At 51.2% G+C, this 15,001-nt stretch carries 12 protein-coding genes; 11 read left to right on the top strand and 1 reads right to left on the bottom strand.

From position 1 onward, the window contains the following. The first annotated feature begins 45 nt into the window (after nt 1-45). The 11 genes from KK083_RS10130 (at nt 46) to KK083_RS10080 (ending at nt 13,714) form a co-directional block, all read left to right on the top strand. A complete protein-coding gene (locus KK083_RS10130) occupies nt 46-357 on the top strand; it encodes a YtxH domain-containing protein (protein WP_254163078.1) in 312 nt (103 codons plus the stop codon). A gap of 16 nt (nt 358-373) precedes the next feature. Next, on the top strand, nt 374-916 hold the full coding sequence (locus KK083_RS10125) for a DUF1573 domain-containing protein (protein WP_254163076.1): 543 nt from the start codon (nt 374-376) through the stop codon (nt 914-916). Between the two features lie 115 nt (nt 917-1,031). Next, nucleotides 1,032-1,343 (top strand): preprotein translocase subunit YajC, encoded by a 312-nt coding sequence (yajC, locus tag KK083_RS10120; protein ID WP_254163074.1) that lies wholly within the window; start codon nt 1,032-1,034, stop codon nt 1,341-1,343. Nucleotides 1,344-1,431: 88 nt separating this feature from the next. After that, nucleotides 1,432-2,373, top strand: a complete 942-nt coding sequence (locus KK083_RS10115; RefSeq protein ID WP_254163072.1) for a YbbR-like domain-containing protein — start codon at nt 1,432-1,434, stop codon at nt 2,371-2,373. Continuing rightward, nucleotides 2,370-2,975, top strand: coding sequence for a dephospho-CoA kinase (gene coaE / locus KK083_RS10110; RefSeq protein ID WP_254163070.1), 606 nt, complete (start codon nt 2,370-2,372; stop codon nt 2,973-2,975). Before KK083_RS10115 ends, coaE begins: the two co-directional genes overlap by 4 nt. A 51-nt stretch (nt 2,976-3,026) precedes the next feature. Next, a complete protein-coding gene (locus KK083_RS10105; protein ID WP_254163068.1) occupies nt 3,027-4,088 on the top strand; it encodes an efflux RND transporter periplasmic adaptor subunit in 1,062 nt (353 codons plus the stop codon). A 33-nt stretch (nt 4,089-4,121) separates the two neighbouring features. Then, nucleotides 4,122-7,232, top strand: a complete 3,111-nt coding sequence (locus KK083_RS10100; RefSeq protein WP_254163066.1) for an efflux RND transporter permease subunit — start codon at nt 4,122-4,124, stop codon at nt 7,230-7,232. Continuing rightward, nucleotides 7,222-8,541, top strand: coding sequence for a TolC family protein (locus KK083_RS10095; protein WP_254163065.1), 1,320 nt, complete (start codon nt 7,222-7,224; stop codon nt 8,539-8,541). Before KK083_RS10100 ends, KK083_RS10095 begins: the two co-directional genes overlap by 11 nt. Nucleotides 8,542-8,766: 225 nt before the next feature. Next, nucleotides 8,767-9,582, top strand: a complete 816-nt coding sequence (locus KK083_RS10090; protein ID WP_254163063.1) for a purine-nucleoside phosphorylase — start codon at nt 8,767-8,769, stop codon at nt 9,580-9,582. A 196-nt stretch (nt 9,583-9,778) separates the two neighbouring features. Further along, nucleotides 9,779-10,933, top strand: coding sequence for a glycoside hydrolase family 172 protein (locus KK083_RS10085; RefSeq protein WP_254163061.1), 1,155 nt, complete (start codon nt 9,779-9,781; stop codon nt 10,931-10,933). 54 nt (nt 10,934-10,987) lie between these two features. Next, entirely contained in the window at nt 10,988-13,714 is a 2,727-nt protein-coding gene (locus KK083_RS10080; RefSeq protein WP_254163059.1) for a family 78 glycoside hydrolase catalytic domain, read from the top strand. 2 nt (nt 13,715-13,716) lie between these two features. Here KK083_RS10080 and KK083_RS10075 read toward each other — a convergent pair whose 3' ends face one another. Next, nucleotides 13,717-14,940 carry a cation:proton antiporter domain-containing protein gene (locus tag KK083_RS10075; protein WP_254163057.1) on the bottom strand — a complete coding sequence of 408 codons (1,224 nt, stop codon included), beginning with the start codon at nt 14,938-14,940 and terminating at the stop codon, nt 13,717-13,719. Nucleotides 14,941-15,001 lie beyond the last annotated feature (61 nt).

Below are 15,001 nucleotides of genomic sequence, written 5' to 3'. Positions count from 1 at the left end.
ATTTGCGTTTCAACGCAGACTAACGGAGACTAATTTTGAAAGCTTATGAGCAAAAAAGGAGGAAACACACTGCTGGCATTTTTGGTAGGAGCGGCAACCGGCGCCATTCTGGGTATTCTTTATGCGCCTGATAAAGGCTCAAATACCCGTGAAAAGCTGTCATTTCAGCTGGATAAGTACCGGAAAATGCTTCAGGACCTGGTCAATGATTTTGTATCAGGAAGGGAAACGCCGCTGACGTCAGAGGCCAAATCGCAGGGTCAGAAAGTGGTAGATGAAGCCAAAAACAAGGCGGAAAAGCTTTTGGAGGACGTGGATGAACTTTTGGAGCAGATCCGCGGTAAAAAGAGTAACTAGGCAAAAGGGATTGAATATGAAAATTAACGCATTAGCACCATTTGTATTTTTTGCGATGCTTCTGGTGGCAACAGCTTGCAACGACCGCAATGCTGAAAAGAAAATTGCGGAGCTTGAAAGCCGGCTGAAGGAGCTTGAAGGCAAAAAAACCGCCGGAGCCCAGGCACCGACATCTCCGGTTGCACAACCTTTACAGGATCAGAAGCCCGAAGGACCGCTTCCTGTTTTCGAGTTTGCAAACACAGACCATGATTTTGGCACCATCAACGAAGGCCAGGTGGTTGAATACACCTACGCTTTCAAGAACACCGGTGACGCTCCGCTGATAATCCAGAGTGCGCAGGGATCTTGCGGCTGTACCGTGCCCGAGTGGTCTAAAGAGCCTATCCCCGCAGGTGGAACAGGCTTCGTGAAAGCAAAATTCGACAGCAACGGCAAGCCCAACATCCAGAACAAGACAGTAACGGTGACAGCCAACACCTGGCCCAAGCAGACCGTGTTGCGCTTTAAGGCGATGGTTACTCCCAAGGCAAGCGGAGCAGCAGGCCCTGTCAGGTAAGCACATTGTATTACAGGTATATCACGACCCGGGTCTGTTGGCCCGGGTTTTTTATTTTAATTGCGATAGTGTTGGGAAATGCTATAACTTTGAAGGCTTAATTCAATAAAAAAATATGTTAACTATTCTACTTCAGGCCCAGCCACAGCAAAGCAGTTGGTTTTCTTTCGTTTTCTTCGGCGCCATCATTCTGATCTTCTATTTCTTCATGATCCGCCCCCAGCAAAAGAAGGCAAAAGACCAGCGGAAGTTCATCGATGATATCAAGAAAGGCGATTACGTAGTGACCATCGGCGGTGCCCATGGCCATGTTGCTGAGATGGAAGGTGACACGTTCATTCTGGAAGTGGAGAAAGGCGGACGCATCCGTTTCAACAAGTCGGCTATTTCACTCGACGCCACCAAGGCAGCCAACAGCAAGAAATAAAATTGATTGTGCTGATGTGTTAAATGTGCTCATGTGCTGGTGAATCATCCGCATCAGCACATTTACACAACGGCATCGCGGCACATACATGAGTCCATTCAATTCCATACTGAACATTCTGCGTTTTAACAGAAGGAACTGGAAAGCGGTGGTGTTATGTGTTTTTGCTGCCACGGTTTTCTGGTTCTTCAACGCGCTCAACAAGACCTACACCACCAACATCAACTTCCCCCTGCGCTTTGACTACGATCACGAGGAGTTTGTACCGGTCAGGGCGCTTCCGGCGCAGGTACGCATCAACGTAACAGGCAATGGATGGGAACTTTTCAAACGCAGCACCGGGGTCAAAATAGCGCCGCTCGAGATCCCGCTGGAGCGCCCCTCCGAAGTAAAAAAGATCGTCGGCAGCAACCTGCCCATGTTCTTTTCCAACCAGGTTGAAGGCCTCGAGATCAACTTCGTGCTGACAGATACTATTTACATCGACCTTGAACCGAAGGCTGGCCGGTGGGTGAAGCTGGCAATGGATTCGCTGCAGTTCAACCTGAAAGACGGTTACGGTGTTGCCAGCGAAATTTCCATCACACCTGACTCTGTTTACCTCGAAGGTCCCGAGCGCATCGTGTCACGGTTCGATAACCCGGTGCTGCTGAAGCTTCGTCACCGTAACATCGATGAAAATTTTAGCGACGAAGTAGAGCTCGATATTCCATCGTCTGATGTGATCAAACGCGATCCGCCTACCGTTTCCGTCAAGTTCAATGTTGAGCGCATGGTGCAGCTGAAAGATTCATTGCTCATCACCGCAGAGAATGTGCCGTCAACCGTGTCCATCGTTGAGAAACGTCTTATTCCCGTGACGGTTTCTGTGCCCGAAAGCATGGCAGATAAATTCACGCTGGACTCCGCGCGTGCCGTGATCGACCTCCGGGGTTTCAGGCGTGGAGAAGCAAAGCTGCTGCCGAGGGTTGACGGACTTCCGCCCTTTAGTCATGTTGTTAAGATAGACTCCGTACGCATCAGGCTTTGAGCTCAAATCACACTCTTCAGATAGGCATTACCGGTGGCATCGGTTCAGGCAAAAGCCTGGTCTGCCGCATTTTTGCGCAGCTCGGCGTGCCCGTTTATGATGCCGACAGCCATGCGAAAAAACTTATGACCACCGATGGAATACTCATATCGGGGATCAAAAAAGAATTCGGTGATTTGGCGTATCATCCGGATGGTGCCCTTAACCGAAAATACCTGGCCGACCACGTTTTTAACAACGAAAAGAAACTGGCGCTGTTGAATAACCTGGTACATCCGCGTGTAGGAGCTGATTATGAGCAGTGGGTACGGAAGCACAGCACACACCGATACGTGATCAAAGAAGCCGCTTTGTTATTCGAAGCGGGAAGCGCGAAGGTCCTCGACCAGATCATCGTGGTGTATGCACCCGAATCGATGAGGATCAAGCGGGTGCTGAGTCGCGATGCGCACCGAACGGTCGAACAGGTCAGAGAGATCGTCGGAAAACAGATGCCGGAGGATGAAAAGCTGAAACGCGCTGACCATATTATCGTAAACGATGAGACACAGATGATCATTCCTCAGGTTCTGAAATTACATCAGCAGTTTCTGAAAGCGTAGAACCGGATTGCAGCAAGGCTTGTTACTAAATTGTTATTTTGAAAATTGAATATGCATTCTACCACCCGTCTTTACTTTTTTATTGTCCTTTCAACACTTCTCATTTTCTCTTCCTGTAAATCCAAAAAAGCGGATTCAGCGGGAGGCGGAAGACAGCGGCAGCAGGGACCGCTCTCGGTTGATGCGTTCGTCATCAAACCCAGCGCCATCAGCGAAGATGTGGAAGTGCCCGGCTCGCTCATGCCCTTTGAAGAAACGGCGATCCGTGCAGAAGTGGGCGGCAGGATCGTGCAGCTGAACATCCAGGAAGGTACCGTGGTGGCAGAAGGTACACTGCTGGTGAAGATCTTCGACAAAGACCTTCAGGCACAGCTTAAGAAACTGCAGGTTCAGCTTCAGATCAACGAAAAAACAGAAGAGCGCAACCGCGAGCTGCTCAAGATCAACGCCATCAGTCAACAGGATTACGACCTCAGCACACTGAACGTTGAAAATCTCCGGGCTGATATCGAATCGACACAGATCGCCATTTCAAAAACAGAGATCCGCGCGCCTTACAGAGGCACCATCGGCCTTCGCAACGTGAGTCTCGGCTCCTACATCTCTCCCACCGACATTGTCACCACCATCCGCCAGGTAGACAGGCTCAAGCTTGATTTTGCCATTCCAGAAAAATATGCGAAAGAGATCGGCAAAGGTTACACTGTAAGATTTCGTGTAGACGGCGGTGCCCAGGATCATTCAGCAAAAGTGATTGCTACCGAGAACAGTGTCGATCAGAATACGCGCACCTTGAAAGTGAAAGCTGTTGTAACCGAAAATCATAAAGAGCTCGTGCCAGGTGTGTTCGCCAAGATCAACCTGCAGCTCGGCAGGAACAACCGCGCCCTGCTTGTGCCCACGCAGGCAGTGATCCCCAACATCCGTAACAAGCAGGTGATCCTGCTGAGAAAAGACAGTGCCCTGTTTACTGTAGTGGAGACCGGTATCCGCGATTCGGCTTATGTTCAGATCCTTCATGGTGTGAACCCCGGCGATACCGTGATCACTTCAGGTTTAATGGCCATCCGGCCCAACGCAAAAGTTAAAGTCACCAAGGTGAAGACACTGTAACAGTGTCGGGTTGAAAAACAGAAAGGAGTATTTATGAACATTTCGGAATTAAGCTTAAGGCGACCGGTATTGGCCTTCGTGATGAATATTATCATCGTGCTGTTCGGCGTGATCGGCTTCAATTTTCTCGGTGTGCGCGATTATCCGGCCATCGATCCGCCCAACGTGAACGTACGTACCGGCTATCCCGGTGCCAATGCTGACATTATCGAGTCGCAGATCACGGAGCCCCTCGAAAAATCCATCAACGGGATCGCGGGTATCAAGAACATCACATCATCTTCCAGCGTCGGCACCAGCAATATCAACATCGAGTTCGAGCTGAGTGTAGACCTCGAAGCGGCAGCCAACGATGTGCGCGATAAAGTGTCGCAAGCCAGCCGCTCGCTGCCTGACGATCTTCCTAGTCCTCCCGTGGTATCGAAAGCCGATGCCAACTCTGACGCCATCATCTCCATGACCGTGCAGAGCAGTACCAAAAACCCGCTCGAGCTTACCGAATATTGTAACAACGTACTGGTTGAGCGCTTGCAAACCATTCCCGGCGTGAGCAGCGTGCAGGTGTGGGGCGAAAAACGATTCGCCATGCGCATCTGGCTGGACCCTGCCAAGCTGAGCGCCTACAGCCTGACACCGCTCGATGTTCAAACAGCACTGAATCGCGAAAATGTGGAGCTTCCTTCCGGAAAGATCTCCGGAACAGCAACGGAGCTTACCGTGCGCACCTTCGGGAAACTTTACACCGAAGATGATTTCGAGAACGTGATCATCAAGTCTTCACCCACGGGTGACATCCGTCTGAAAGATGTAGGCCAGGCACAGCTGGGACCTGAGAACGAAGAGTCGGTGCTCCGCGAAAGCAACATCACCATGGTAGGCCTCGCCATCGTTCCGCTACCCGGCTCCAATTACGTGGAGATCTCCGACGAGTTCTACAAACGTATGGACCAGATCAAAAAGGAAGTGCCGGACGATATCAAGCTGAGCATTGCCATGGACCAGACCGTGTTCATCAAACGTTCGATCTCAGAAGTGGAAGAGACCCTGATCATCTCGTTCCTGCTGGTGGTGCTGATCATCTACCTGTTCTTCCGCGACTTTATCATCGCCATGCGCCCGCTCATTGATATACCGGTGTCGCTGATCGCAACTTTCTTTATTATGTACCTCTGTGGGTTCTCCGTGAACGTGCTCACCATGCTGGGCATTGTGCTGGCCACCGGTCTGGTGGTAGATGATGGTATTGTGGTGACGGAGAACATTTATAAAAAGCTCGAGCAGGGCATGAATAAATACCAGGCAGCAAAAGAGGGATCGAAAGAGATCTTTTTTGCCGTGATCTCCACGTCTATCACGCTGGCGGTGGTGTTTCTGCCCATTCTTTTCCTCCAGGGGTTTGTGGGAAGATTGTTCCAGGAATTCGGTATCGTGGTGGCGGGTGCTGTGCTCATCTCCTGTTTTGTATCGCTTACGCTGACACCGGTGCTGAGTGTGAAGCTTACCCGCAGCAACCACAAACACTCGCGGTTCTATGAGATGACCGAGCCATTCTTCAATGGGATGGAGAATGGATATCACAGGGTGTTGGCCGCATTCATGCGGGTGCGATGGGTTTCGCTGGTGATCGTTTTCTTCTGTCTGGTGGCGGCTTATTTCATTGGCACCAACATTCAATCGGAGCTTGCGCCCATGGAAGACCGTAACCAGTTCCGCCTGCAGATGACCGCGGCAGAAGGCACGTCATATGATTTTATGGATGACTATGTGCAGCGCATGGTGCAGTTCATACAGGACTCGGTTCCCGAATATGAAACAGCACTGTCGGTAACTGCGCCCGGCTTCACCGGCTCGGGCTCTGTGAACAGCGGTTTCGTACGCGTTACATTGGTGGATCCGGATAAGCGTGACCGGTCACAACAAGAGATCGTAGACATGGTAAGCAAGAACCTTGGGCGTTTTCCCGAAGGCCGCGCATTCCCCATACAGGAGCAAACCATCTCTGTGAACAGAAGGGGTGGCCTGCCTGTGCAGTTCGTGATCCAGAACAATAACTTTGAAAAGCTTCAGCAGGCGGTGCCCAAATTCCTGGAAGCTGCCAGCAAGAATCCGGCGCTGATGGGCGTTGACACGGATCTGAAATTCAACAAGCCCGAGCTGAAGGTTGAGATCAACAGGCTCAAGGCCTCGCAGCTTGGCATCAGCGTTCAAGACATTGCCCAAACACTGCAGCTCGCCTACAGCAACCTGCGCTTCGGTTATTTCACACGCGAAGGCAAACAATACCAGGTAATGGGACAGGTGACCAAGATCAACCGCGACGACCCCGACGACCTGAAGAACCTGTATGTGAGAACCAACTCGGGCCAGCTGATTTCCATCGACAACGTAGTATCCGTAAAAGAATCTACCACACCGCCTTCGTTGTATCACTTCAACCGTTACAAATCTGCTACCATTTCAGCGGGCCTGGCGCCAGGCAAGACTATTGGCGATGGTATCGACGCCATGGAAGAGATCGCCAGCAATGTGCTTGATGAGACCTTTACCACTTCGCTGGCAGGCTCGTCACGCGATTATGCTGAAAGTGCCAGCAACACTTCTTTCGCATTTGTGCTGGCGCTGTTGCTCATTTACCTGATCCTGGCGGCGCAGTTCGAAAGTTTTGTCGATCCGCTCACCATCATGTTCACCGTACCGCTGGCGATCTGTGGTGCTTATATCTCGTTGTATGTGTTTGGCCAGACCATCAACATCTTTTCGCAGATCGGCATGATCATGCTCATAGGGTTGGTGACCAAGAACGGTATCCTCATCGTTGAGTTTGCCAACCAGAAGCGTGAAGAAGGAATGTCGAGGATCGATGCCGTGCTGGAAGCCTCACGCCTCCGCCTTCGTCCCATTCTGATGACAAGTTTGGCCATGGCCCTGGGATCGCTTCCACTGGCGCTTTCGCTGGGTGATGCTTCTACCAGCCGCCAGCCGTTGGGCATTGTGATCGTGGGTGGGATCATGTTCTCCCTCGTGCTTACATTGTTCGTGATCCCGGCCATGTATACGTATCTGTCGAGAAAAAGAAAACATGTTGAATTCGGTGACCAGGTAACTACGCCGCAACCCCAGAAGGAATTGATTTATGAAGCTTAGATTTTTTGCTGTACTCTTTTTATTTTTTGTTGCTTTCAATATTGCATTCGGCCAGGAAGAAGTTTCGCTGGAGCAGGTGATCTCGCTTGCGCTGGAGAAGGGTTACGATGTGCGGATCGCCCGCACAGCTTCTGAGGCAGCTGAAACAGATAAAGCCTATGCCTGGGGTGCTTTCGTACCGCAGATCAACGCTACTGCCTCTACTGTACGCAACAACAACGAGCAGGAGCTTCGCTTCCAGGAAACCTCGCGTAACAACAGCGGTAAGGCTGAGTCGAAAAACGTTTCCGCGGCCGTTCAGCTTCAGTGGATCCTGTTCGACGGCACCCGCATGTTTGCCACCCGCGAGCGGATCAGCTCCATCGCTGAACAGGGCGAGCTGTTGGTGAAAGATCAGATGGTAAATACGATCGCCACTATCATCACTGGCTACTATGACATTGTGCGTCAGAAACAGCAGCTGAAAGCCATTCAGGAACAGATGTCTGTAAGCGAAGAACGTGTAAAGCTTGCAGAACGAAAACTACAGGTAGGTACCGGCATCAAGCCCGAGCTGTTGCAGGCTCGCGTAGACTTCAATGCGCAGCGCATGCAGGTGTTGCAGCAGGAGTCGATCATTGCACAGCTGAAACAACAGCTCAATGCGCTTGTAGGGCTTCAGTTGCCCACCGTATTCGATGTGGCAGATACTATTATTATCGATCTTAATCTGAAGCCCGAAGAGCTGTCGCAGAATGTAGAGAATACCAATTTCGGGTTGATGGCCGCAAGAGAGAATATGCACATCGCCAGTCTCTCATTGCGTGAGCGTCGCGCTGAATACCTTCCCTTCCTGAGCTTTAACGCGGCTTATAATTATTCCAAAACTGACAACATCAGGTTGATCAACCCCTTCTCGGCGCTGTACAGCCAGCAGAACGGTTACAACTACGGTCTTACGGTCAACGTTCCCATCATCACCAACTTCAATACGCGGAGGCTCAGTCAGCAGGCGAAGATCGAAGTGAACAGGCAAACGCTGCTGTACGAGCAGGCCCGGAACAATATTAACGTAGGACTGAAGAATGCGTATGTCAACTACGATAATGCCAAGAAGATCCTGATCATTGAAGAGGAAACCATTGGCCTTGCCAAGGAAAACGTTTTCATCGCGCTCGAAGGATTCAAACGCGGCGTCACCACCTACATCGAGCTTCGCACCGCTCAGCAGAGCCTTGCCGATGCCTACAATCGTTTAATATTGGCCCGCTACAACGCCAAGTTTGCCGAAACCGAGCTTCTGCGGTTGAGTGGAGGACTCTTGAAATAGTTTCAGGTTTGAAGTTTCAGATTTAAAGTTGCCACGAAACAAGCTGGGACTCAACTTAATTGTTGCCAGTTGCCGGTCTCCGGGTGGCCGGTTGAGGGAAGTGTGCTATCTTCACGTTGACGGTTTCAATTCGTGAGAAACATAACTCCGGATAAGTTTTAACACCGAATGGACTGGTAACTGGTAACCGGCAACTTAACCCAACCTTCAAACTGTCCCCACGCAATGATTGAGCATTTTCAAGCAGCCTCCTCTTATCTCCAAAGCAAAGGTGTGACGGCCCCGGAAGTGGGCATCATTCTCGGCACCGGGCTCGGTGAGCTTTTTGTAAAGCAGATCACGGAGGCTGTGAGCTTCGATTATGGCAGCATTCCGCATTTCCCCGTCTCTACAGTTGAGTCGCATCACGGCAAGCTGATCTATGGAAAAGTGAAGGGCAAGACCGTGCTGGCCATGCAGGGGCGATTTCATTTTTATGAGGGCTATTCCATGCAGCAGATCACGCTGCCGGTTCGGGTAATGAAGATGCTCGGCGTAAAATATTTGCTGATCTCCAATGCTTCTGGTAACCTTAACAGGCAATGGAAGAAGGGCGAGCTTATGCTCATTGACGATCACATCAATTTGCAGACAGAGAATCCGTTGCGCGGAAAGAATGATGATGCATTGGGTCTGCGTTTCCCGGATATGAGCCAGCCCTATTCGCAGCTGCTCAATGAGAAGCTCATGACGATCGCCAGGGAGAAGAACATTACCATGAACAAGGGAGTTTACGCCGCGGTTACAGGGCCCAACCTGGAGACCCGCGCCGAATACAGGTTTTTGCGGATCATCGGTGCCGATGCGGTGGGCATGTCCACAGTGCCCGAGGTCATCGTTGCCAACCACGCCGGCCTTCCCTGCTGTGCCGTGTCTGTACTCACCGACGACTGCGATCCGGATAACCTGAAGCCTGTCAACATCAGCGAGATCATCGCCGTAGCCAAAGAAGCGGAGCCGAAACTTACCGATCTTTTTGTTGCGCTTATCGAGCGCATCTGAGTCTATTACTTGTTGCCAGTTGCCGGGTAGCCGGTTAGTGTGGTGCCCTGGCGTTCAAGGTATCGCTTCGAACCCATAGAAGCGAAGCACTGAACGTTGTCGTAACACCCAAACGAACCGGAAACTGGCAACCGGCAACTTCTTTTTTTTCTAAATTCTAACGCCTAAATTCTGCCTCCTAAACAATCGCTCTCTTATGAAAAAAATCATCATCATCATTTCTATGCTTCTGCCATCGGTGCTGGTGGCGCAGAAATTCAACGGCATCGACAGCAATATGGGTAATCTGTACAGGCTCTCAGACGCCAGATCGCGTTCCATCTCGCCGGAGAATTTTACAGGTGAAAAAGGAAAAGGCGGAATGGCTACCGAAGGCACGGGGCTCAATGCCTCGCGCGACCTGGGCCAGGGCTGGAAGGTGAGTCCCAGTGTGAAGATCAAACCCCACACAACCTTTACCCTGGGCGAGATCACAGGCCCCGGCTCGATCCAGCACATCTGGATGACACCCACCGGCAACTGGCGTTACTCCATCCTTCGCTTTTATTGGGATGATGAAAAAGAACCTTCTGTGGAAACACCCGTAGGAGATTTTTTTGCCATGGGCTGGGGACAATATGCGCAGCTCTCGTCGCTGGCAGTGACGGTGAATCCCGGCAGCGCCTTCAACTGTTACTGGCCAATGCCCTTCAGAAAGAAATGCCGGATCACCCTCGAGAACATCGCCGATGAAGAAATGACCCTCTACTATCAGATTGATTACATTCTCACGGAAGTGCCCGCCGATGCAGCGTATTTTCATGCGCAGTTCCGGCGCACCAACCCGCTTCCTTACAAAACAGATTATGTGCTGACGGAAGGGATCAAGGGAAAAGGTCATTATGTGGGCACTTTCATTGCCTGGGGTGTGAACAACAACGGCTGGTGGGGCGAAGGTGAGATCAAATTCTTCATGGATGGCGACGACAAATTTCCCACCATCTGCGGCACGGGTACAGAAGATTATTTTTGCGGCTCGTATAACTTCGACACCAAAACAAAAAATGCTGCCGGCGTGGAGGTGGCTGGTTACACAGAATTCAACACACCTTACGCGGGCTTGCACCAGGTGATCAAAGGCGATGGCCTTTACAAATCAAACCAGCGCTTCGGTTTGTACCGGTGGCACATTACGGATCCCATACGGTTTGACAAAGACCTGCGGGTGACCATTCAGGCCTTGGGCTGGCGCAGCGGTGGCCGTTATCTGCCCCTGAAAGACGATATCGCCTCCGTTGTGTTCTGGTACCAGACAGAGCCACACGCGCCGTTTCCCAAGCTGCCTTCGCGTGACGAGCTCGAAGTGAATTAAATCTGATCATCGAACCATTCCCTTGAACAAATGACAAAGCCGGCCTTATGGTGGATGCTATCCGCATTCATGTTTTGTATGACGGGTGACGCCCTGGCACAAGCAGGATCGCTGAAACCCGATAAGCTCACCTGTGAATACCTGGTGGACCCCTTGGGCATCGATACCAAAAGTCCGCGCCTGGGCTGGACGTTGTCTTCCGCGGAACGGGACCAGGTACAGTCGGCCTACGAGATCCTGGTAAGCGATAACCCGGAAGATCTGCAACGGCAAAAAGGAAATGTGTGGGCCACCGGCAAAGTCAGCTCCGCGCGGCAGAACCATATTGAATACGAGGGTAAAGCGCTTGTTCCCTTCACGCGTTATTATTGGAGTGTAAAAGTATATGATCGTACAGGTGTGCCTTCCGCCTGGAGTGCACCGGCGTGGTTTGAGACTGCCATGCTCGATGCCACAGACTGGAAGGCACAATGGATCGGTGACGGAAGCCTGCAGCCGGAGAAAGATGAGGATCGATATCAGAACGATCGCATGCCCTTGTTCGCAAAGGAATTCACTTCGGCTAAACAAGTGGCGTCGGCGCGTTTATACATCAGCGGCCTCGGCTATTATGAAGCTTACCTCAACGGTGAGAAGGTTGGCGATCATGTGCTCGATCCCGGCTGGACCACCTGCCGGAAGCAGGTGCTGTACGCGGTGTATGATGTTACAAAAATGGTAACAAAAGGAGCTAATGTGGCAGGCATCATGCTCGGCAACGGATGGTGGAATCCGCTTCCTTTCAAATTCTTCGGGCGCTGGGACCTTCGTGACTATCAGCAGACCGGAAGACCTTGTGTAAAAGCCGAGCTCCACATCCGGTATGCGGATGGATCGTCACAAAAAATAATCACGGATGAAACCTGGCTTACGGCGCCCGGGCCAATCATCAGGAACAACGTTTACCTCGGCGAACACTATGATGCCCGGTTAGAGCAGCCACACTGGAACACAACAAGGGCCAATAAAAAGCGCTGGAAGAATGCGGTGAACACAGAAGGTCCTGCGGGAATGCTCACCGCGCAGATGCAGCCGCCGATAAAAGTCACAAAGGTGATCAGGCCTGTAAAGATCACAGAACACAAGCCTGGGATATTCATCGCCGACCTTGGGCAGAACTTCGCCGGTGTTGCCAGGTTAAAAGTAAAGGGACCCGCCGGCACGAAGATCACCCTCCGTTACGGCGAAGCGCTGTTCGAAGACGGATCGCTCAACATGATGACTACTGTGGCGACGCAGATCAAAAAAGGAGGTATCAAAGGTGGACCCGGTGCGCCGGAAACCGCATGGCAGGAAGACAGTTATACCCTGAAAGGCGAAGGCACTGAAACATGGTCGCCACGATTTACCTTTCACGGCTTTCGCTACGTTGAGATCAGTGGCTGGCCCGGAAAACCTTCTGTTAACGATATCGAAGGACTGCGTATGAACAGCGCCCTGCCCCGTAATGGCGACTTCGCATGCTCCAATGAAATGTTCAACAAGCTGCACGACGTTATACAGTGGACCTTTCTGAGCAACGTATTCAGTGTACAATCAGACTGTCCGGGCCGTGAGAAGATGGGTTATGGTGCCGATATGGTGGTAAGTGCCAACGCGTTCATGTATAACTACGATATGGCAAATTTCTATCGCAAGGCTGTACGGGATTTCGCCAACGAGCAACGCCCCCTCGGAGGCATTACGGAGATCGCTCCTTTCACGGGCATTGATGACAGAGGTTATGGCGATCTTTCGGGTCCCCTGGGCTGGCAACTGGCTTTTCCGTACCTGCAAAAGCAATTGTATCTTTTCTATGGCGACAGGCGCGTGATCGAAGAGAATTATCAGGCGGTGCAGCAACAGATCACGTTCTTACAATCGCAGGCAAAAAATAATCTCTTCTATTGGGATATCAGCGATCACGAGTCCATCGACCCAAAGCCGGAGTCGTTGTCTGCATCGGCGTTTTATTATCATCATGTGATGCTGGCCGCGGAGTTTGCAGCGCTGCTGGGAAAAGAAGAAGACCATACGAAGTACAGCAAACTGCAGGAGCAGATCAGGCGGCGCATTGTGCAGCAGTTCCACGTTCCGGGTACCGGAAGGTTCGACATTGCCACCCAGGCAGCGCAGCTCTTTGCACTCTGGTATGGACTGTCGCCTGAAAAAGAAAGTTCACTCAACGTGCTTATCCAGGAATTGGAACGCCATAAGCAGCATGTTTCAACCGGCATCTTCGGCACACAAATGCTCTTCGATGTGCTGCGTGAAAACGACAGGAACGATATTGCCTTTCGCGTAGCCAACCAGCGCGACTTTCCCGGATGGGGCAGCATGCTCGGGAAGGGCGCTACTACCTTATGGGAGACATGGCGTTTGCCAGGAACGGTTTATTCACTAAATCACCCGATGTTCGGCTCCCTTGATGAATGGTTCTACCGCTCACTGTTGGGCATTAACCCCGCGGCTCCCGGCTTCGAAAAAGTGATCGTCAAACCGCAGCCGGCCGGAGATCTCACCTGGGCAAAGGGAAGTTATGAATCCGTGCGTGGCAAGATCACCAGCGACTGGAAGATCGAAGACGGGAAGTTTACACTGAACGTAATCATCCCAGCTAACAGCACGGCCGAGGTCTGGCTCCCTGCGAAAGAAAATGCTTCTGTCTCGGAGCGTGGTAAAGCTATCGCCGTGCAGCGTTATGAGAAAGGTTATGCCGTAGTGAATGTAGGATCGGGTAGTTATGTTTTTGTCATACGATGAACTTAAAGTTTGGCGTGCAGGTTTTCCTCGGCTACATCCGTGGCTGTCGCTTCGCCGGGTCCGCGGAACAGAAATGCACGGATGATCCCTATCCATGCGGATGTCAGCAGCATGGTAATGGAGATAACCGCCAGCGTGAGCTGGAACGAAAAGTCATCCACCAGCTTGAGCTCTTTTGCTACAATGCAAAGTATCAGACTGAATTCACCGATCTGTGAAAGCAGGGCACCCGCATAGACGCTGTTCTTCCAGGTCTCTCGCAGCAAACGGAATACAAGTGTGTTAATGCCGCTGTTGATCAGCAGTATCGACAATACCAATGTCATGATCAGTGAAAAATTGTCACTCACAAAATGAACGTCAATCTGAAGCCCTACCGAGAAAAAGAAAAGGGAAAGGAAAAAGATCCTGAAGGGTACCAGGCTTCTGTCCAACCACCGGGTGGATCTTGTTTGCGAGATGGTCATGCCGGCAAACATGGCTCCCAGGGCCGCGGACAGGTGGAGCAGGCTGGTTATCCAGGCAAAGCCGAAACACAATGAAAGTCCTATGAAGACCTGCAGCTCATGATCTGGTTGAAAATCGGCGGCGAAAGGAAGACGGATACTTTTCTTTAGAACGACGTTACGTAAGAAGAGCACGAAGAGGATCGTTACGATCGATCCGATGATGAGCGCTGACGGATCTGACTCGCCTTTCCCGAGGAAATTCAATACCATGATCATGGGTACGATCAGAAAGTCCTGCAGGATCAATATGCCTGTGGTGATGGTACCCAGCCGGGTATGGATCTCTTTGTTCTTGTGAAGATACTCCAGGATGATAGCCGAGCTGCTGAGGCTGACGATAAAACCGAACAGTACAATTTTGGCGGAAGACCACTCCAGCTGGCTGCCCACCAGTAATATGAATGCCATGCTCAGCAGAAGCTGCACGGCTGTTCCGATCGTCAGTGTTTTTATATTCTTTATCAATGAAGGCACTTCAATCTCTGCGCCGATAAAGAACATCTGAATGATGAGGCCTAACGAGCCGATCTGCGCTATGGTATGCACATCTGTAAAGAGCTTCAGGCAATGGGGCCCCAGCAGAATGCCGGCAAGAATATAGGCAACAAAGTATGGCTGCCGGAACCGTTTTAATAACCAGCTTAGCAAGAGGATGCTGAGCAGCATTCCTGCGATGCTTTGTAATAATGTTTGAGAATCGAAATATGCAAGTATCAAAAAGTGCTTCGATTATCCGGTAAAAAATGATATTAGCGAAAGGCGGGTAACCCCGCCTCTC

The organism is Chryseosolibacter histidinae (assembly GCF_018598225.1).
GTDB classification, from domain to species: Bacteria; Bacteroidota; Bacteroidia; order Cytophagales; family Cyclobacteriaceae; genus Chryseosolibacter; species Chryseosolibacter histidini.
Note: the sequence above shows the minus strand (reverse complement) of the source record. Positions and strands in the feature narration are given on the sequence as shown.